Annotated in this window: 20 protein-coding genes and 1 pseudogene; 5 read left to right on the plus strand and 16 right to left on the minus strand. The window is 35.4% G+C overall.

Features of this window, described 5'->3' with window-relative positions; genetic code table 11:
- Nucleotides 1-33: 33 nt before the first annotated feature.
- Both ACQKNI_RS07995 and ACQKNI_RS08000 read right to left on the minus strand, forming a co-directional pair.
- Nucleotides 34-1,272, minus strand: coding sequence for an MDR family MFS transporter (locus ACQKNI_RS07995; protein ID WP_098357634.1), 1,239 nt, complete (start codon nucleotides 1,270-1,272; stop codon nucleotides 34-36).
- A 68-nt stretch (nucleotides 1,273-1,340) separates the two neighbouring features.
- Nucleotides 1,341-1,748, minus strand: a complete 408-nt coding sequence (locus ACQKNI_RS08000; protein ID WP_140417538.1) for a hypothetical protein — start codon at nucleotides 1,746-1,748, stop codon at nucleotides 1,341-1,343.
- A gap of 137 nt (nucleotides 1,749-1,885) precedes the next feature.
- On the opposite strand from ACQKNI_RS08000, the gene ACQKNI_RS08005 reads away from it, so the two are divergent.
- The gene (locus ACQKNI_RS08005) at nucleotides 1,886-3,088 is read left to right on the plus strand and encodes an alanyl-tRNA editing protein (RefSeq protein ID WP_170933806.1); all 1,203 of its coding nucleotides are present in this window, start codon (nucleotides 1,886-1,888) and stop codon (nucleotides 3,086-3,088) included.
- A gap of 45 nt (nucleotides 3,089-3,133) precedes the next feature.
- Here the strand turns inward: ACQKNI_RS08005 and ACQKNI_RS08010 are convergent, their stop codons facing one another.
- Entirely contained in the window at nucleotides 3,134-3,577 is a 444-nt protein-coding gene (locus ACQKNI_RS08010) for an NUDIX domain-containing protein (protein WP_088233235.1), read from the minus strand.
- Nucleotides 3,578-3,735: 158 nt separating this feature from the next.
- Here ACQKNI_RS08010 and ACQKNI_RS08015 point away from each other — a divergent pair.
- Nucleotides 3,736-3,825 (plus strand): annotated as a pseudogene (locus tag ACQKNI_RS08015) (DUF6434 domain-containing protein); the annotation flags it as partial.
- Between the two features lie 8 nt (nucleotides 3,826-3,833).
- Here the strand turns inward: ACQKNI_RS08015 and ACQKNI_RS08020 are convergent.
- The 7 genes from ACQKNI_RS08020 to ACQKNI_RS08050 all read right to left on the minus strand — a co-directional run bounded on the left by ACQKNI_RS08020 (nucleotide 3,834) and on the right by ACQKNI_RS08050 (nucleotide 10,739).
- A complete protein-coding gene (locus tag ACQKNI_RS08020; RefSeq protein WP_088233234.1) occupies nucleotides 3,834-4,925 on the minus strand; it encodes an acetyl-CoA C-acyltransferase in 1,092 nt (363 codons plus the stop codon).
- Nucleotides 4,918-6,378 carry an acyl-CoA synthetase gene (locus ACQKNI_RS08025; protein WP_088233233.1) on the minus strand — a complete coding sequence of 487 codons (1,461 nt, stop codon included), beginning with the start codon at nucleotides 6,376-6,378 and terminating at the stop codon, nucleotides 4,918-4,920. Before ACQKNI_RS08025 ends, ACQKNI_RS08020 begins: the two co-directional genes overlap by 8 nt.
- A 62-nt stretch (nucleotides 6,379-6,440) precedes the next feature.
- Entirely contained in the window at nucleotides 6,441-7,016 is a 576-nt protein-coding gene (locus ACQKNI_RS08030; protein ID WP_098252600.1) for a biotin transporter BioY, read from the minus strand.
- A 123-nt stretch (nucleotides 7,017-7,139) separates the two neighbouring features.
- Nucleotides 7,140-8,753: a long-chain fatty acid--CoA ligase gene (locus ACQKNI_RS08035; RefSeq protein WP_088233231.1), complete on the minus strand. Its 1,614-nt coding sequence runs from the start codon at nucleotides 8,751-8,753 to the stop codon at nucleotides 7,140-7,142.
- Nucleotides 8,754-8,921: 168 nt separating this feature from the next.
- On the minus strand, nucleotides 8,922-9,710 hold the full coding sequence (locus ACQKNI_RS08040) for a helix-turn-helix domain-containing protein (RefSeq protein ID WP_098252599.1): 789 nt from the start codon (nucleotides 9,708-9,710) through the stop codon (nucleotides 8,922-8,924).
- 268 nt (nucleotides 9,711-9,978) lie between these two features.
- The gene (locus ACQKNI_RS08045) at nucleotides 9,979-10,539 is read right to left on the minus strand and encodes a GNAT family N-acetyltransferase (protein WP_088233229.1); all 561 of its coding nucleotides are present in this window, start codon (nucleotides 10,537-10,539) and stop codon (nucleotides 9,979-9,981) included.
- Entirely contained in the window at nucleotides 10,536-10,739 is a 204-nt protein-coding gene (locus tag ACQKNI_RS08050; protein ID WP_088233228.1) for a hypothetical protein, read from the minus strand. The genes ACQKNI_RS08045 and ACQKNI_RS08050 overlap by 4 nt, the downstream gene beginning before the upstream one ends.
- Nucleotides 10,740-10,891: 152 nt before the next feature.
- On the opposite strand from ACQKNI_RS08050, the gene ACQKNI_RS08055 reads away from it, so the two are divergent.
- Entirely contained in the window at nucleotides 10,892-11,704 is an 813-nt protein-coding gene (locus tag ACQKNI_RS08055; protein WP_088233227.1) for a GNAT family N-acetyltransferase, read from the plus strand.
- 189 nt (nucleotides 11,705-11,893) lie between these two features.
- On the opposite strand, the gene ACQKNI_RS08060 is transcribed toward ACQKNI_RS08055, so the two are convergent.
- Genes ACQKNI_RS08060 through ACQKNI_RS08070 form a run of 3 tightly spaced genes read right to left on the minus strand, consistent with a single transcriptional unit; the run spans nucleotide 11,894 to nucleotide 13,434 of the window.
- Nucleotides 11,894-12,142, minus strand: coding sequence for a DUF2164 domain-containing protein (locus tag ACQKNI_RS08060; RefSeq protein WP_088229943.1), 249 nt, complete (start codon nucleotides 12,140-12,142; stop codon nucleotides 11,894-11,896).
- A gap of 20 nt (nucleotides 12,143-12,162) precedes the next feature.
- Nucleotides 12,163-12,615 (minus strand): peptidoglycan recognition protein family protein, encoded by a 453-nt coding sequence (locus ACQKNI_RS08065; RefSeq protein WP_088229944.1) that lies wholly within the window; start codon nucleotides 12,613-12,615, stop codon nucleotides 12,163-12,165.
- A gap of 15 nt (nucleotides 12,616-12,630) precedes the next feature.
- A complete protein-coding gene (locus ACQKNI_RS08070; RefSeq protein WP_098357351.1) occupies nucleotides 12,631-13,434 on the minus strand; it encodes a protein phosphatase 2C domain-containing protein in 804 nt (267 codons plus the stop codon).
- A 144-nt stretch (nucleotides 13,435-13,578) separates the two neighbouring features.
- Between ACQKNI_RS08070 and ACQKNI_RS08075 the strand changes: the two genes are divergently transcribed.
- The gene (locus tag ACQKNI_RS08075; RefSeq protein WP_088229946.1) at nucleotides 13,579-14,388 is read left to right on the plus strand and encodes a YitT family protein; all 810 of its coding nucleotides are present in this window, start codon (nucleotides 13,579-13,581) and stop codon (nucleotides 14,386-14,388) included.
- A gap of 19 nt (nucleotides 14,389-14,407) precedes the next feature.
- Here ACQKNI_RS08075 and ACQKNI_RS08080 read toward each other — a convergent pair whose 3' ends face one another.
- A complete protein-coding gene (locus ACQKNI_RS08080) occupies nucleotides 14,408-14,779 on the minus strand; it encodes a VOC family protein (RefSeq protein WP_088229947.1) in 372 nt (123 codons plus the stop codon).
- Nucleotides 14,780-15,014: 235 nt separating this feature from the next.
- On the opposite strand from ACQKNI_RS08080, the gene ACQKNI_RS08085 reads away from it, so the two are divergent.
- A complete protein-coding gene (locus ACQKNI_RS08085; RefSeq protein WP_088229948.1) occupies nucleotides 15,015-16,547 on the plus strand; it encodes a BA3702 family sensor histidine kinase in 1,533 nt (510 codons plus the stop codon).
- 55 nt (nucleotides 16,548-16,602) lie between these two features.
- On the opposite strand, the gene ACQKNI_RS08090 is transcribed toward ACQKNI_RS08085, so the two are convergent.
- The gene (locus ACQKNI_RS08090; RefSeq protein WP_098840746.1) at nucleotides 16,603-17,214 is read right to left on the minus strand and encodes an alpha/beta hydrolase; all 612 of its coding nucleotides are present in this window, start codon (nucleotides 17,212-17,214) and stop codon (nucleotides 16,603-16,605) included.
- A 24-nt stretch (nucleotides 17,215-17,238) separates the two neighbouring features.
- Nucleotides 17,239-18,177, minus strand: a complete 939-nt coding sequence (locus ACQKNI_RS08095; protein ID WP_098252596.1) for a ring-cleaving dioxygenase — start codon at nucleotides 18,175-18,177, stop codon at nucleotides 17,239-17,241.
- Nucleotides 18,178-18,219: the final 42 nt, after the last annotated feature.

The following is an 18,219-nucleotide window of genomic DNA, read 5'->3' on the forward strand; positions in this document are numbered from 1 at the left end:
AACATAAGCCCCAGTTGGTTACTGGGGCTTATGTTATTTCGCATGCATTTCTATATTAGAATTTCTATCATATCTTTTTTTCAATAACCCTTTTGTAACTAAAAGAACCGGAAAGGCTACAATTGAAAATATAGATAGTGCTGAAAATACTACAAACCCATTTTGATACCCGTAATAATCAAGAAGTACGCCCCCAAACCAAGGACCAATTACTCCTCCAATTCCGGAAAAGCCCATCGCTCCAAAATAAGTTCCCTTTAGATTTGAGACAGCTATATCATCAATAAATACATCTGTCATTGAAAACATTAAAACTTCTCCCACTGTAAAAATAAATGTACATACAGCGGCCCCTAACGTAGATTCTACTATTCCAAATCCAAATAACCCTGCGCTCACAAATAAAGTGCCAACCATAATTGATGCTAATGGTGTATATCTTTTACACGTTTGAATAACAGGGTATTGAATAATCACTACAACAATTGCATTTAAAGCTAGCATATATGAGAACAACTTTACTCCATCCTGAAATATATGCGCATTCGCAAAATATTGAGATACCGTTGTCGTTAAGTGAGAAAAACCACAATTACTCAAAATAATACCGACTAATGCAACTAAAAATACGACATCCTTTCGCAATATACGAATTGCATTTAACATTGTCACAGGCTTTTCTGCATTTATTTTCTTGCGTTCCAGTGGATACTTCTTAAATTGGAACGCTAATATAGCTGTATATAAAATGTATACCCCAGCTGCTACTAAAAAAGGAATTGTTGATTTTGCGCTTCCAATCTGTAATCCAACAAGTGGACCGATCGCTACCCCAACATTGATTGCACCGTAACGCAAATTATATACGAGTAAACGATACTCTGGTTTCGTTAAATCCGATAATAATGCTCTTGACGTCGGTTCAAAAAAGGACCTACATAATCCATTCAAAGCATTTAGTAAAAAGAAACTTAAAACATGATCTGCAAGTGAAAAACCTAAGAATACAAACACCCAAACGATCATGGACCATAGTATAATCATGTTTCGGCCGAATCGATCCGATAAATTCCCCCCGATAAAACTAGCAAACACTCCAACAAGTGCACTCGTTCCGATAATAGCACCCGTCATTCCAGCTGATACACCTTTAACAGTCGTTAAATAAATTGCTAAAAAAGGAATACTCATTGACGTGGCGAACCTCGCAAATAAAGTCCCTACTATGATTGTCATTCCTAACGGATGAATATTTTGTAACTTCCCCTTCATCTTTAAACCTACTCTCCCTTTTCTTACATAAAAAAAGAAAGCAAAGGATCTGCTTTCTTTTCCTTTTTCTATACTTGAGTTGTTGATACCCGAGCCGTTCTCGTTATGTCCATATCAATTCCATATGTAAACTGTAATTCTTTACAAACATCTTTAATTAAAATTGCAACATTATACTTTTCATTAAATTGTAAAACGATGTTTTCTACTTCTTCGTATGTATACCTATATTCTCCTGTAATGACACTTTTTAAATCAAAACATTCATTGATGCAAAGTTGTACAAGTAGTTGGTCATATTTCTCTATTACATCTTCTTTCTTCCAAAGTAACTCTTTTACATATAACCGATCAAACTTTACACTTTCACGGTTACAATCCGTTAAAATCCGGGTCATTTCATTTAATTCTCGATATAATTCGGAAATATTTCTGCTTAAACTAAGCAATTTATCTACGCCATTTTCATATAACATGCTCATTCCACCCCCGCATTTTCTTTTTCTTATTATAGCAAGAAAATTCTAAAAATAGTTTCTTTCTTCTGAAATATTAGGAAACTAATTTTAATTGTTTTACAATGAAACTAGTGAACACGAAAGGGGAAAAAAAATTGGAGCAAAAACTATATTACACTGACGCTTATAAAAAAGACTTTACTACTAAAGTTATAAAGCAAGATTATGATAAAGACGGTAACTTATACGTTGTTTTAAACGAAACGGCATTTTATCCGACAGGTGGCGGACAACCGCACGATACTGGAACTTTAAATGGTATTGCAGTATTTGGTGTTGAGGAAGTCGACGAAGAGATCCGCCACTTCATTTCAGAACAATTACATACAGAAGAAGTAGAAGGTAAAATTAATTGGGAACGCCGTTTTGATCATATGCAGCAACATACAGCTCAGCACATTTTATCTGCTTCTTTTTGGGATCATTTTAACATTCCAACTATCGGATTCCATCTTGGAAAAGAAACAGTAACAATTGATTTAGAAACAGAAAGTCTTCATGCGGAAACGGTTGAAAAAGCAGTGCAAATTGCGAACAAAATTGTTTTTGAAAATCATCCCATTCTCATTAAATGGATGAACTTAGAAGAAGCGAAAACTTTACCTCTTCGCAAAGAACCAACTTTAACAGAAAATATACGCGTTGTTATGATCGAAAACTTTGATTATAACGGCTGTGGTGGAACGCACCCGAGACATACAGGTGAAGTAGGTCCTATTCAAGTACTGAACTGGGAGCGCAATAAAGGTGGCATCCGCTTAACATTTATCGCTGGTTGGCGCACACTTAAATTAATGGGGCAACAGCAACAAATTATGAAAGATGTTTCTAAACAATTAAACAGTAGCGAAACTGATATTCCAGCAAAAGTAGCACAACTTCTTACTTCTCAAAAAGAAAATGAAAAAGCAATACAAACAATGACTGAACAACTATTATTCGCAGAGGCAAATGAATTGCTGCAACAGCCTACAGAAATACATGCTGGAACACTTATTTCTAAAGTATTTACAACTCGTTCTATGCAAGAAATCGCAAAACTTTCTGCTATTATTACAGAACAACAAGAGCATACCATTACATATTTTGTTATTGAAAACGAAGACAAACTACAATGTATTCTCGCTTGCGGAAAAACAGTAACGCTCGATATGAATGCCCTTTTAAAAGATGCCCTTCCTGCAATTGAAGGAAAAGGTGGCGGTAATAAAAAAAGTGCGCGTGGCGGCGGGAAAGCGATTATGAGCGGAGATGAATTTTTAAATCAGCTTGTTTCTTCTTTACAGTCAGCGGTGTAAAACATTTTTAGGAAGGATAGCTTACCAGCTATCCTTCTTCTATATTTAAAGACCAATATTTCGTTTCAACCCTTGATAACTCCCTGCATTTGCAAACCCTTCACTTATAAGAGTTATAAAAGTTTCCGAAAAACCATAATGACCTAATTCTATAATCGGCGCCATTTGCACATCATGAATTGGATTATTATCAAATTCATTTGATGGTAAAGTAATTTCACCTTCAATCCTTTCAAGCAGAAACGTAATATGCAATAAAGATGGGCTAGCATCCGGTTTATCACAAACATAGAGTAGCTTCTTGATTTTAACTTCTAACCCTGTTTCTTCTCTCATTTCTCGAATCATCGCTTCTTCTAACATTTCCCCATTCTCTACTCTTCCTCCAGGTAAAGACCAATTCCGATTAGCAACTTTTTGCTTTACTAGCAATACTTTTTCATCTTCAATTAAAATTCCAGTAACACGAACTTGCATTACATTTTCCATATGTCATCTCCTCTTCCCATTATATTTACAAATTAATCCTTCCATAAAAAGAACATATGTTTTATAATTAAAGAAAATTATGGAAGAAAGAAGTTGCTATATTCATGCGTCCACCTTTAACAAAAACTATATCTCTTGAAGATTTCCAAAACTATTATTGGTTAAAAGCTGATGCAATTGCTGCTTGGAACGAAATAAAAACAAAACCTGGTAGCAACGCCTATATTCCTCAAAAAGTAGAGAACTAGTTACCTTGCTAGTCTTCTACTTTCTCAAATAATAGAGCAAGCCCAATTCCACCACCAATCCCTAATGTCGCAATTCCATATTTCATATGCTCCCTTTGCGCTTGATAAAACAAGCGCGTTACAAGCATAGCTCCAGACGCACCGTACGGATGACCGAGTGCTATCGCACCACCATTTACATTTAACTTTTCATACGGAATTTGTAACTCCTTTGCACAAGCCACAATTTTCGAAGCAAATGCTTCATTTATTTCAAAATAATCAATGTCCTCTACTTTTAAGTTCATTCCATTTAATAATTTATTTACTGCAAATATCGGACCAGTTCCAGGGAGATTTGGATCCACTCCAACTACAACACTGCGAACGAAACGAAGGACAGGCTTGTATCCTAATTTTCGGGCTTGCCCCTCTTCCATTACAAGAACGGCACATGCTCCATCATTTACGCCACACGAATTACCTGCCGTTACTGTGCCATTTTGCCAAAATACAGGTTTTGTTCTCTTAATAATTCTTTCATACTTCATTTCTTGCTTTATAGCTTCATCTAATAATCCATTAAGTGACAATATTTCATCTTGTATATATCCATTTTCTAACGCTTGTAATGTCCGGTTATAGCTAAGACAAGCGTACTTGTCTTGCATTTCTCTCGTTATGTTATAACGCTCTGCAACATATTCAGCCGCTACTCCCATATCAGGATCACCGATTGTTTCAGGTGAAAAACGCGCTCTCTTTTGAAAAGGTGATGTACTTGTACTCTCTACTCCCCCGGCGATATAACAATTACCTGCTCCCCCTTGAATGAGATGACACGCCGTACGTACTGCCTCCAATCCCGCACCACATTGCCGGTCAATCGTTACACCAGGAATATGATAACCGAGCCCCGCCTCTAAAGTAGACAGCCTTGCAATATTTCCTCCCGGCCCAACAACATTCCCTAATATAACATCGTCTATTTCTCTCTCAATTCCTTTACTTAAAAACGAAAGAAGTGGTGCCGCTAAATGCTGAACTTCATAATCTTTCAACATCCCATTCTTCTTACCAATAGGTGTTCTTTTCGCCTCTACAATAACCGCTCTATTCATATATCTTCTCCCGGTTTTCAATCATATTTTTTGCTGTAACACGAGCAATCTTTCCACTATTTGTATACGGTATTTCATCAACAAAATGCCATTCTTTCGGTATTTTAAAAGAAGATAATCGTTGTAAGCAAAAACTCTTTAATTGTTGCTTCGTAGCACTTCCTTTTACGATAGCGACAGGCTTTTCACCCCAATAATTATCCTTTATACCAACTACAACAATTTCTTCGACAGCTGGATGAGTATATAACACACTTTCTATTTCTTCTGGATAAATATTGATTCCTCCAAATAAAATCATATTCTTCTCTCTACCAACAATATATATGAAACCTTCTTCATCTTGATAGCCTACATCTCGCACTGTCATCCAGCCATCTGCAGTCAACTCCGGAACTAAAACCCCTTCTATTATGTATCCCATAAAAAACTGATCACTTTTTACATAAATAGTTCCTACATCACCTGTCTGTACGATTTCTCCTACTTCATTACATATTCGAACTTGCACATTGTGACAAGGTTTTCCTACTGAATTTAGCTTACCGCTCTCTTCATCGACTAGTGTTGTTACAAAACTAAGTTCAGATGCACCGTAAAATTCATATTTTTTCGCATAAGGGAATATACTCTTTATTTTTTCTTTCGCTTCAGCTTCCCATTTCGCTCCTGACGAAATAATTTTCATTTCATTATCTATTACTCTATTTTCTTTATATAAAGACTCCAGCATTGTTGGTACTGTATACATAACCGAAATATTTTCAGTTACTAACTTATCTAACACTTGATTTGGAATAAACTTTCTCATAGTATGTACGGTTTGCCCCATATATAGTGCACTTATTGCTCCGTATAAGAATAAAGAATGAACACACGTCCCAGCTATTAAAATAGAATCTTCCTTTTTCATATGAAAGTCATGTACATTACAATCAAAACTATGAACCCACGATTGTTGTGCACGTAAAAATGCCTTCGCCTTCCCAGTTGACCCTGATGTAAATCCCATATAAAAAGGAGCATGTTGTACACATTCTACAATGTGCTCTATAGGAAGATAGTTCTCTATTATTTGTTTCCATTTATCAATTTCAATTACTCTTCCTTCTTCACCCGATAGATCATTTACCTTATATCGCTCTGTCACAATCATATTCGGATTACTGATTGCAATTCTTTCTTTGAGCTCATCCTGTTTCCACTTTATATCTAATGGCACACAAATCCATCCGGCCATAGCGGCACCCGCAAATAGTTGTAAAAACTCGATACTATTTTCTAATACAATTGCTATCGTTTTATTCTTCGATTCTTTTTCATTTAACCAGTTTGCTACTTTACAAACTGACTCGAACCACTCTTTATATGTTAATACTCTATCATTTTCCTTTATCGCTATTTTATTTGGTTGCAAAGAAGCATGCTTTTTATATTCTTTTGTAATCCCCATATGAGACGTCCTTTCTTTACAAAATAATAAAAAGAAACACGCATTAGCGTGTTTCTTCTCTCTTATCCCGCATTTGTATATTTTCTATTCTTCAAAGCAGGCGTAATAATATGTTTCAATGAACGATGTAATTTTGTCACGAGAATTGCTGCTATAATCGCTTTTATGCAATCACCTGGTAAAAATACGACACTTACTTTCATCGTTTCCCATACGGAAATATCCATTACGAAAGCTTGTACAATGATACCAAATACATAAACTACGAAAATACCACCAATTATATTAATGCATAATACTTTTATAATAGAAACTTCACGTAAACGCTCAATTAAATAACCAATTACAAATGCTCCTACAATATAACCTAGTAAATATCCTGCACTTGGACCAACAAATACACTTGGACCACCACGTCCACCTGCAAGTAATGGTGCACCAACTCCTACAATAAGTAAGAAAACGAGCTGACTTAGTGCTCCAAGACGTGATCCTAACAGTCCACCCGCAAGCATAACACCGAGTGACTGTAAAGTAATCGGAACTGGTGTAAGAGAAAGAGCAATTGGAGGTATTAACCCTAGCACTCCCATAATAGAACTAAATAAAGCGACGAAAACTAAGTTTTTTGTATTCATGTTTGCTTCTCCTATTTGTAAACTTAAAGTTAAATTCAGATAACATATTACAAGAATTATATTAGCTTTCAACCCCGCTTTTGTCAACTTCATTTTAACGATAGTTTACAAATAAGAATTCCATTATTTTCCTTTATGCAAATGCTCTAGTTCTTTCCGAAGCGCCTGTTTTAAAAACTTCCCAACAGATGTTTTCGGTATTTCTTCCATAAATACAATATCATCCGGTAACCACCACTTCGCAAACTGTGGTTTTAAAAACTCATATAACTCTTCTTTTGTAACAGTACTATTTTTCTTTTGAACAACGCAGGCAATTGGTCGCTCTTGCCACTGTGGGTGTGGAATTGCAACGACAGCTGCTTCAAATATAGCGTCATGTGCCATTAAAGCGTTCTCAAGATCGACTGAAGAAATCCATTCTCCACCGCTTTTAATAACATCTTTCGTACGATCAACAATTTTTACGCAGCCTTCCTCATCAACTGTAACAACATCGCCAGTATATAACCAACCGTCACGGAATCCTTCAACAGTACGATCATCGTTATAATAGCTTTCAGCGATCCAAGGCGCTCGTAAACATAATTCTCCCATCTCCGTACCGTCCCACTTCACTTCACCATTTGTACCGACTACTTTCATCTCAACACCCGGAACAAGATATCCTTGTTTAGAGCGGATTTCTAATTGCTCTTCATATGACAAGTCTGTTTCATAACTTTTCAAACGCGCAAGTGTTACGAGCGGGCTTGTTTCAGTCATGCCGTATGCATGTATAAAAGGAACATTATATTTTTGTTCAAACGCTTTAATAACGCTTTTCGGTGCAGCTGCGCCTCCGCATAATATTCTCGTTATACTAGATAAATCGTAACTATTATTTTCTAACTCTTGTAATACACCAAGCCAAATTGTCGGCACACCCGCAGCTATCGTTACTTTTTCAGATTGAATCATCTCTAATAAAATTTTCGGATTAAACATCGGTCCTGGGAGAACTTGTTTTGAACCAAACCAAGCAGCTGCAAAAGGAAGTCCCCAAGCATTCACATGAAACATTGGTACAATCGCCATCGCTGCATCACTTTCCGATAAAGCAGCTGTATCAGCTAAACCGAGTGCCATACAATGCAATACAGTACTACGATGCGTATATACAACACCTTTTGGGTTTCCTGTAGTCGCTGACGTATAACACATACCAGCTGGTGTATTTTCATCAATATCTTTTACAAATTGGAAATTTGAATCGCCTTCTTCTAAAAGTTTCTCATAATGATATACAGGCTGAAGTGTAGTTTTTGGGAGCTCATCTTTATCAGTCATAACAATGTAGGCTTGTACAGTTGATAATTCGGATTGAATACTTTCAACGAGTGGTACGAGATCTTCATCAATAAGTAAAATTCGATCTTCAGCGTGCTGAATAATGTATGAAATATGTTGGGGAGATAAACGAATATTAATTGTGTGCAAAATGGAAGCAATACCCGGAATAGCAAAATATGCTTCCACATGTCGATGATGATTCCATGCTAACGTTCCTACACGTTCGCCTTCCTTAATCCCAAGCTTTTTTAACGCACTAGAAAGTCTTCTCGTCCTTTCTCCTAGCTGTTTATACGTTAATGTCGTAATGGTATCATGTGTACGAGAAACGATTTCTTTCTTTGGGAATAACTTTTCTGCCCTTTCCATCATAGAACTAATTGTTAGCGGTACATTCATCATCATATTGGTTACATCCTCCCTTTAAAGCGTTTTCATTTTCATATATTATAACAGACTTCAACAAATATTTACGATATTTTTCAGTATTTTCTGAATTATTTCTTTGGAAATAATTCAAATCAATAAAAAACATGTTTTGAATACACTGATCCGAAACATGTTTTTTATTTTTTATAAACTATCCACCTTTTTTCTGACTTTCTTTTTCAATTTAAAAATAAAACGATTACTATATTCTTTATTTTCTACTAAAATCCGGTACGTCTCTAACACTCCTAAAACACGAACAAAAAGATAAAATCCAATAGCAATAAGTACAACACAGTAAGGATAATACTGCACTAGCTCTCCTGAAGTGATTCGTTTTTTTTCAAATAAAAACGGTATTGCTCCTGCTGCTATGAAACAAAATCCAACAACCACTACTGCAGCATATTTCTTTTTAATAGTCGCATATCTTTTTGTCAATTCTTTTAGAAAGTTTTGATCAAATAGTAGTTCTTCTTTTTTCAATACATTGTATCGACTCTCTTCTATCGTTACAGGTACCATCATCGCTCCAATCCCCAGCACTGCAATAATAATGACAAGAAACGTAGACATTGTTGCATTTTCTTTAAATAGTAAATACGGTATTGTCGATAAAATGAGCAAACTAAATCCTAATGCAATATACTTAGAAATTTTTTGTCCATACACTATATACCCTTCTGCCATTTCCTTACTTACGTAATAACCATTTTCCTTTTCATTACTTTGTTCAGCAGTTTCTTTTAATAAGTAATCAAGAGATACTTCGAATACATTTCCAATCATTATTAACTTTTCAGTTTCAGGAAAACCTTGACCATTTTCCCATTTACTAACCGCTTGCCTTGTCGTGTTTAATTTCTCAGCTAACGCTTCTTGAGAAAGTCCCTTTTCCTTTCTTAATTTAAATAATTTTTCACCAAATTCCATATGTGTGTCCCCCTTTGTTTTTCTTAACTAAATTGTACGTAAACATTGCGCTTACCTCTATCTTCCTGCGGTTGCGCTTTGTCAACTTACGGTTGCGATTGTGTTATATTGCGGTTTTATATACGATTTAGCTAGTTTCTTCTATGATTATGACGTTAATAAAACATTTTCTTCTAATAACAAATTATAACAATTAAAGGTAATTATTGTTATAAAAAAAACGAAAAACTCCCTTATTTATTTAAAGGAGTTTTCAATAAAAACTATTTCATTGGTTCATATATCTTTCCCTAGATATATGATACTTTTTCGTATCACGATACTTACCTTTAACGAACAAATCATTTTGAAGCGTACATTCATACTCCATATTCAAACGTTTCATTAATCTTTCAGATGCTTCATTTTCCGAGTTACATCCCGCTTCAATACGATTAAGACGTAACTCATGAAAACCATGGTTAAAAAAAGCTAATGCAGCCTCGGTAGCCAATCCTCTTCCCCAATATTTTCGTGATAAAGCGTATGCAATTTCTGCTTTATGTGCAGTTGAATCATACTTTATAAACCCACAAGTCCCTATAAGTTTTTGCTCCCCTTTTAACACTATGCCAAGGGGAGCTACTTGTTCTTTCTCGTACCCACTCACAATTCCTTCTATATATTCAGCTGTTTCATGCAACGATTGATGAGCATCCCATACAGTATATGTTGTCATCTCTTTATCAGCAGCATACTCAAATATATGTAAACTATCACTCATATTAATTTTCCTTAATATAAGTCGTTTCGTATATAACGTTGGATACGACCACTTCTCAATGATCATAACGGCTTCTGCTTAAATTTTTCATAGTTCCGTACCTTTAATAAAAGGATATTCCCGCAATCTGTACAAATATAAGCATCCACTGGTGAAGATGTGAACATCGTCTCCTTTTTCCTTATTTGTGCATATCCGATAAACTCTCCTTCCCCTATGTTTTGAGAACCACAATGAGAGCATGTCTGCACGTCTTTCTGTTTCATGAGAGCACCACCTTTAATCTGTTTCCACTCCCTTCGACAGTTCACTTCCATTTCCCTTCCAAAAAACTTCTTATTCTCTTACATTACAACAGGAATCTCTGAGCAAAAATCGTATATGTACTATAAACTATATTAATTGACGGAGGAATCTTATGAGTACAATTATGACACTTGATGCAGCCAGTGAAATTGAAAACGCGGAAATAAATATGCTTTCTTCTAGATTAGAGGCACTACAAGAAATAAATGGAAACCCAATGCAAGTACAAATGAAAAAATTCGGGAGTGCCACTGCCTTTTCATCAAAAGTGATTGCTGGTCCTACTTTTAATACAGTAAAAGGCATTACATTTACAAATACAGATCAGATAGATGAAATCATCTCTTATTATCAATCACTACAAATTCCTTGCCGCTTTGAAATCACACCAGCGCAAGGCACAACTGAACTATTTCAATATTTATCTCAAAAAGGTTTTTACCAATCCAGCTTCCATACTGCTTTATATAATATACCGAGAGAAGATTCATCCCTTCTTCCGTCTAACATTTCAGTACGCCAACTAAAAGAAAATGAGTTTAATATTTTCGCAGACATATATGTAAGCGGATTTAATATGCCGTCCTTTACAAAAGATGGCGTCCATCAAAACAACGAAATTCTTTACAATAAACCTGGATGGCATTTTTTCATAGCTGAAGTTCAAAATATCCCTGCGGGCATTGGTGTTCTGTATATAAATCAAGGGATTGCCTCATTAGCCGCTTCTGCTACTTTGCCAGAATTTCAGCGTAGAGGCTGTCATACTGCATTAATTCAAAAACGAATTGAGACAGCTATTGAATCCAATTGTAATTTAATAGTTGGACAAGCAAGATTCGGTAGCGGCAGTCAAAATAATATGGAACGTGCCCATATGAAAATCGCTTATACAAAATCAATTTGGACTGCAAAAGACATGTAATTAACATTCTTTCTCTTTCCATTACAGTCTTATACATTTTATGACAGCTTCTTTTCTATCCTATTAATAATATTCAAACTACAAGAAAGAGAAGTGTATGACTAAGCATGATCATGGTTTAAAAGAAAAAGCACATGCATATAAAAGAATATAAAGAAGGGAAATAAAAAAGAGCCCGTCGGCTCTTTTTTATTTTCCCTCACTCTTCTCTAACACATATAAATCTTCTTCTATATTCGTTAATTTCTCACTTACAAGCTTTCTTGCATCTCCAATTGCTTGATTGTATGCAAATGGTCCAATTAATTTAATCATTTCTTCTATTAAACGTTCTGCTTGAAATCGTCCGATTTCATCTAAATCTTCTTCCATGAAAAATTGCTGAATTTGTGCTACAAGCTCTTCTTTTTTATCGTTCGTTATTTTTATATTCATCATTATTCGCTACTCCTCTATATTTAAGATAGTACATTTCTTAACTCTACCATAGAAAAACGATTCCCAGGACAACTTTTTGTCACGCCTTCTAGCTCCCTATGACCGAGTATATTTTCTTTCTTTATAGCAAACTGCTTCATAAACATTTTACATAAAGAATATAATGCATTCATTTGCGGGGTAGTTGGATCATATTTATCGAAATTACCCGTCATACATATTCCAATTGTATCCCTATTATTATCTTTCGCATGTGCTCCAATATGTAACCCTCGCCCTTCCACTACAGTTCCATCTTCTTCAATAAAATAATTGTAACCAATTCCGCTCCACCCTCTTACAGTTTGATGAAATTCGTGTGTTTTATACACATCCCATCCATCTTCTGATGTATGGTGAATAATTAGTTTATCTATTCTTTCTAAAGGAACTAATTCATCTTTAAATGTTAGATTTGCACATTTAATTTCCATTTGAACTGCCTCCTCTCAAAAATCAATCATTACAATTGTTTTATCGTCTGGTCTGATTCTATCTATTCCTTCTAACTCTTCAATAATTGCTACGTATTCATTTATACTATTCTTTCTTATATATGCAACAGTTTGTTCGAGTGGCCAATCTGGGTGGAATAATCCGTCTGAACAAATAAAAATCCCACTCACTTCATCTATATGTAATTCACCATGTTGTAAGTAATTCATTGCTTCTTTCATTCCGTTTGCAACAGAATAGCCACCCTGCATATTTGCAAGATAACGATTGTATTTTAACTGTTCTCTAACATCTTGAAAAACATGTTCTTCTAGTACAGATAAACCTTTTTTACGATCTTCTTCCCTCTTCTTTTTTGCACGTTCACTAATTCCTTTAACCGTGTCTTTCGATACTACTCGCATCGTTCCATTTTGAAGAATTGCAACGATCATACAGTCACCCAGCTGCGCATATTCAATTTTCGCACCATCTATTTGAACTGCCGCAATACATGTGCACCACAAGTGCTCTTTTTTTCTCGTGTCTACTTTATATTCCAGCATTTTGTTTTGCAATGCTTCATTTGCTTTCGCAACTGCAACTTGTAAACTATGCTTTTCTCGTAATGCAGTAAAATAACTTGCAAATAAATGTGAAGCGATGTACGCTCCATTATGTCCCTTTTCATCACGAAACGGGACGAGTGGTGTTGCACCATCACACACACCATAAATCATTTGATCTTCATTACAAAAATAAGAATCCTCACATTCTTGCTTCAATGGACTTTTTTGCTGATACGTATTTACTCTCAAATTTGCATCCCCTTTCAAATTGCGAAATAATCAAACGGTTTTGATTAATCTAATTCTACAAAATAAACTGTTTTTACCCAAAACTTTCAATATCATATATAATCTTGAAATAATATGAATTTTTTAGTGAAGGAAGGGAAAGAGATGATTAGATTTCTTGGTGTTATTATTGGTTCTATTATTATTGCAATTGCCTTTAATCTTTTCCTTATCCCCCACAAAATTTTAAGTAGTGGAATTGGCGGAATCGCTATTATTTTAGGGATTGTAACTCCTGTGAATACAGGGATTATTAACTTCGTATTAAACTTACCTATCCTTATTTTAGGATACATAGGTCTTGGAAAAAAAGTAGTTTTTAACACTGTTATCTCTGTAATTGTATTATCTGTTGCATTATACTATGTTCCAGTAAAAGTCGTAGCAACAGATCCACTTTTATCATCTATCTTCGGTGGTGTCATTGCCGGAGCTGGTATCGGTCTTGTTTTTAACTGTAATGGATCAACTGGTGGATTTGATATTATCGGTATGTTATTATCCCGCAAGCGAGACATTAAACTTGGCGGATTCCTTATTGCTTTAAATGCAGTCGTTGTTGTTATTGCAGGATTCTTCTTCACTTGGGATGTTGCACTTACAAGCTTACTTTCCATTTATGTAACTGGTAAAGTAATCGATGCTGTTCATACAAAACATAGTAAAGTTACACTTATGATTGTAACAAATGAAGCAGAAAAAATGAAACAACACCTTCTTTCAACCGTTGTACGCGGGATTACATTACTTGACGGAGAAGGTGCTTACTCAAGCGAGAAAAAGCGTGTACTTATGACAGTCGTTTCTCGTGAAGAATTAGCAAGTATGAAATTAACAATTTCTGAAATTGACCCAAATGCGTTCGTTAATATTACGGAAACTGTAGAAGTTTTAGGACTTTTCAGAAGAAGTTAAAGACTAGGCGGGAATCCACCTAGTCTTTATTTTGCATAAATTCAACTCGATTTCCAAATGGATCAGACACGTAAAATCTAATTACATCTGGCCGTGCATGATCATCAATCACTTCGACACCTCGATCTATCAACATTTGCTTAAATTCATTAATTTCATTCACATAAAAGGCGGGATGTGCCTTTTTAGCTGGGATAAAGTTTTGCTCCACACCAATATGGATTTCTTGATTCCCACACTTAAACCAACATCCACCACGCTTCTTTAATTCCTCTGGCTTTGGGATTTCTTCCATGCCAATTGTATTACCATAAAATGCTCGCGCTTCTTCTTCACATCCTGCAGGTGCAACAACTTGCACATGATCGATTCCTTGAATATAATTTTTCATTTTCTCTCCCCCTCTTCTATTCTAATGTTATAAGGAACCCCCCCCCCTGTAACTTACAAAAGATTTATAAAACAATATAAGCTCCTCTTATTACCATCTTATATTTCTTTCACTAAAAATAAAGAAAATAAATTTTTTCTGCAACTTCCATTTTTTATAGAAATACACATTACATCTATATTATAGTTAGTAATAGACAAATCTTTTTAGATGCTAGTTGTACGGAGGAAATATTATGAGTCGTAAAAAATATTCATCTACGCAAAAAAAACGTCCGCCTAACATATCTGGTCGTTTGCGAAACCATATACAAGATCGTTCTTTAGTAGAAATGTATGCTTCTCTTTTTGAACACAACCCTGATAGTATTATTTCATTGAACTTAGAAGGCGTTATTTTGCATATTAATCCTTCTGCTGAAAGAATACTAGGTTACTCTTCAGAAGAATTAGAGCGAATAAACGTTACCTCTATTTTAGAAGCTCATATTTCTGATCAAGTGCCACAATATATAAAAAATACTACAGCTGATAATCAAAAAGAGTATATCATCTCTATTTACCATAAAGACGGCTATTTATTAGATGTTGTAACAAAACTAGTTCCCACTTTTGTTCGTAATCGTCTAACAGGTGTATATGCGATTATGAAGCCCCTTGAAAAATCAGAAAGAATTGAGAAAGTGTTAAAAGATAGCGAGAAGCGATTGCGTACATTGATGAATTCAATGCCTGCGTTTGTTATATTTAAAGATCATGAAGGTCGCTGGCTTGAAGCGAATGATTATGCACTTTCTTGCTTCAATTTCCATCATGTACCTTATCATGGAAAAAGGGATAGTGAACTCATTCAATACAATGAAGCGTACCGAGACGCTTTTTTACACTGTGAAGAAGTAGATGAACTGGCATGGCAACAAAGACAAATTATTCATGGAGAGGAATTCATTATACATAGAGAGGATTTCGACCTAATTTTAAGTATATCAAAAGTTCCACTTTATCATCCCGACGGTTCTCGAAAAGGTCTTATCGTGATGGGAAGAGATGTTACGGAGCTAAAAGAAACTGAAAAGTTATTACGAAAATCAGAAAAGCTCGCAGTAGTCGGACAACTAACAGCTGGAATTGCCCATGAAATTCGAAATCCGCTCACTTCTCTCAAAGGTTTTTTAACATTGCTACTTCCTGAAATCAATGAGGAAAATAAATGGTATGTCGATGTTATGTTAAGTGAGATTTCACAAATGGAATCTATCACGAGTCAATTTATGGCGATGTCTAAACCGCAAGTTTTATCTATCAAAACTTACAACATACAAACTTTAATAGAAGAGGTAGTCACATTCATTTTACCGACTGCCATCATGCATAGCGTCCACATCATTATGGATCATTTTAACCATAAACATGACATTCAATGCGACGGTAATCAATTAAAACAAGTTTTTATTAACGTATTAAAAAACGCAATAGAAGCGATGCCAAATGGCGGAAATATTTTTATTCAAATCAAACCGTTAGACGATAATTTCATTGTAATTCGTATTATTGACGAAGGCTGTGGCATTCCTGAAGACCGCATCTCCCGTTTAGGCGAACCATTTTATAGTTTAAAAGAAAAAGGTACTGGACTAGGATTAATGATGTGTTACAAAATAATTGAAGAGCACCATGGTAAATTACACATTTCAAGTGAACTACATAAAGGTACGATCGTTGATATTCAATTACCACTTTCTTCATCCCATCTCACAATTCAATCTTAACAATACTAAAAGCATCTGCTAATCGTTAGCAGATGCTTTTAGTATTATTTACAGCTTATAGAATTATTTTATCATACCACTCTTTTGCTTTTTCCACTTCACCGATTGTTAATTGATGCCCTCTATTTTCCCAATGCATCATTACGCTTGCATTCGCACTTTCTAATAACGTCTTCAATTCCTCTGATTCAGAAGGTGAGCAAATCGGATCATTTGTTCCAGCAGCAATAAATACAGCTTTTTCTGCCAAATCAGGCAATTGCATCCCTCTTCTAGGCACCATCGGGTGATGAAGAATCGCACCTTTTAACGCATTTTCGTAATGGAACAATAAGCTTGCCGCAATATTCGCTCCATTTGAATAACCAATAGCTACAATGTTGTTTCTATCAAATTCATATGTTTTTGCTGCTTCATCTAAAAAACCATTTAATTCCTTCGTACGGAAAATCAAATCCTCTTCATCAAAAATACCTTCTGCTAATCTACGGAAGAAACGTGGCATACCATTTTCTAATACATTTCCCCTAACACTTAATGCTGAAGCTTCAGCGTCAATTCTTTCTGCAAGTGGCAATAAATCTAGTTCATTACCGCCAGTACCATGAAGTAATAACAACACTGGTTTTGACGTATCTGTTCCTTTTTGAAAAACATGTTTCATCATAATCCTTTTCCCCTTTCAATCACTTTAATCTAAATTTCTTACTTCAAACGGTAAAAGCGTTTGTTCAATCTGTTTTCTATGTTGTTCATATTGTTCCGGTAACTTTAATTCCTCGCCCATCGTCTCTAACGATTCGTCATGAGCAAAACCAGGAGGATCTGTTGCAATTTCAAATAAGATTTCACCGTGTTCTCTAAAATAAATCGCATTAAAATAATTTCGATCTTGTACAGGAGTTACGCCGTATCCAAATCGAGATACATGCTCTTTCCAATCTAGTTGATCAGCATCGTCACTCGCCCTCCAAGCAATATGATGAACTGTACCAACACCCATCTGGCCGCGTCCGATTGTTGTTAATTTCAAATCGATTATATTTCCAATGTCAGCAGAAGAACGGAATCGTACAAACTCACCTTCTTCTCCAACTTTCTCAAGACCCATCACATGCTCTAACAACTCAGCTGTTTTTTGAGGTTGTGCCGATAAAAGAACCGCACCGCCAAATCCTTTAATTGCTACTTCTGGCGTAACTTCTCCAAAAGTCCAATCATTTAATTCGCCTTCTTCTCTTTCAACTAATTCTATATGCAAACCATGCGGATCATCAAATTCTACATACTGTTCTCCGAAGCGAGTCATCTTCGTATACGGAACATCAAATTTCTCTAATCTATTTTCCCAAAACTCCATTGCCCCTTTTGGTACAACATAAGAAGTGATGCCTACTTGACCGTCACCGATAATTCCTTGACGAGCACCTGCCCATGGGAAAAACGTAATAATTGTTCCAGGTTTTCCTCCCTCATTACCAAAATAAAGATGGTACGTACCTGGATCATCAAAATTTACGGTTTGTTTTACTAAACGTAAGCCTAATACACCAGCATAAAAATCTACATTTTCTTGTGGGTGTCCTACAATCGCTGTAATATGATGTATCCCCATTGTTTTCTTTTCCATTTCGCCCGCTCCTTTTTTATTTCATTATAAAAATTGTTTTAC

Source organism: Bacillus sp. NPDC094064, from assembly GCF_050279585.1.
Taxonomy (GTDB): domain Bacteria; phylum Bacillota; class Bacilli; order Bacillales; family Bacillaceae_G; genus Bacillus_A.

Coding starts and splice junctions, on each gene's coding strand:
- ACQKNI_RS08055 (WP_088233227.1), top strand. CDS start 10,892: ATGAGTACAATTATGACACTTGATGCAGCCAGTGAAATTGAAAACGCG.
- ACQKNI_RS08080 (WP_088229947.1), bottom strand. CDS start 14,779: ATGAAAAATTATATTCAAGGAATCGATCATGTGCAAGTTGTTGCACCT.
- ACQKNI_RS08000 (WP_140417538.1), bottom strand. CDS start 1,748: ATGTTATATGAAAATGGCGTAGATAAATTGCTTAGTTTAAGCAGAAAT.
- ACQKNI_RS07995 (WP_098357634.1), bottom strand. CDS start 1,272: ATGAAGGGGAAGTTACAAAATATTCATCCGTTAGGAATGACAATCATA.
- ACQKNI_RS08025 (WP_088233233.1), bottom strand. CDS start 6,378: ATGGGGATTACAAAAGAATATAAAAAGCATGCTTCTTTGCAACCAAAT.
- ACQKNI_RS08010 (WP_088233235.1), bottom strand. CDS start 3,577: ATGGAAAATGTAATGCAAGTTCGTGTTACTGGAATTTTAATTGAAGAT.
- ACQKNI_RS08020 (WP_088233234.1), bottom strand. CDS start 4,925: ATGAATAGAGCGGTTATTGTAGAGGCGAAAAGAACACCTATTGGTAAG.
- ACQKNI_RS08030 (WP_098252600.1), bottom strand. CDS start 7,016: ATGAATACAAAAAACTTAGTTTTCGTCGCTTTATTTAGTTCTATTATG.
- ACQKNI_RS08035 (WP_088233231.1), bottom strand. CDS start 8,753: ATGATGATGAATGTACCGCTAACAATTAGTTCTATGATGGAAAGGGCA.
- ACQKNI_RS08040 (WP_098252599.1), bottom strand. CDS start 9,710: ATGGAATTTGGTGAAAAATTATTTAAATTAAGAAAGGAAAAGGGACTT.
- ACQKNI_RS08045 (WP_088233229.1), bottom strand. CDS start 10,539: ATGATCATTGAGAAGTGGTCGTATCCAACGTTATATACGAAACGACTT.
- ACQKNI_RS08065 (WP_088229944.1), bottom strand. CDS start 12,615: ATGGAAATTAAATGTGCAAATCTAACATTTAAAGATGAATTAGTTCCT.
- ACQKNI_RS08085 (WP_088229948.1), top strand. CDS start 15,015: ATGAGTCGTAAAAAATATTCATCTACGCAAAAAAAACGTCCGCCTAAC.
- ACQKNI_RS08050 (WP_088233228.1), bottom strand. CDS start 10,739: ATGAAACAGAAAGACGTGCAGACATGCTCTCATTGTGGTTCTCAAAAC.
- ACQKNI_RS08075 (WP_088229946.1), top strand. CDS start 13,579: ATGATTAGATTTCTTGGTGTTATTATTGGTTCTATTATTATTGCAATT.
- ACQKNI_RS08060 (WP_088229943.1), bottom strand. CDS start 12,142: ATGATGAATATAAAAATAACGAACGATAAAAAAGAAGAGCTTGTAGCA.
- ACQKNI_RS08090 (WP_098840746.1), bottom strand. CDS start 17,214: ATGATGAAACATGTTTTTCAAAAAGGAACAGATACGTCAAAACCAGTG.
- ACQKNI_RS08095 (WP_098252596.1), bottom strand. CDS start 18,177: ATGGAAAAGAAAACAATGGGGATACATCATATTACAGCGATTGTAGGA.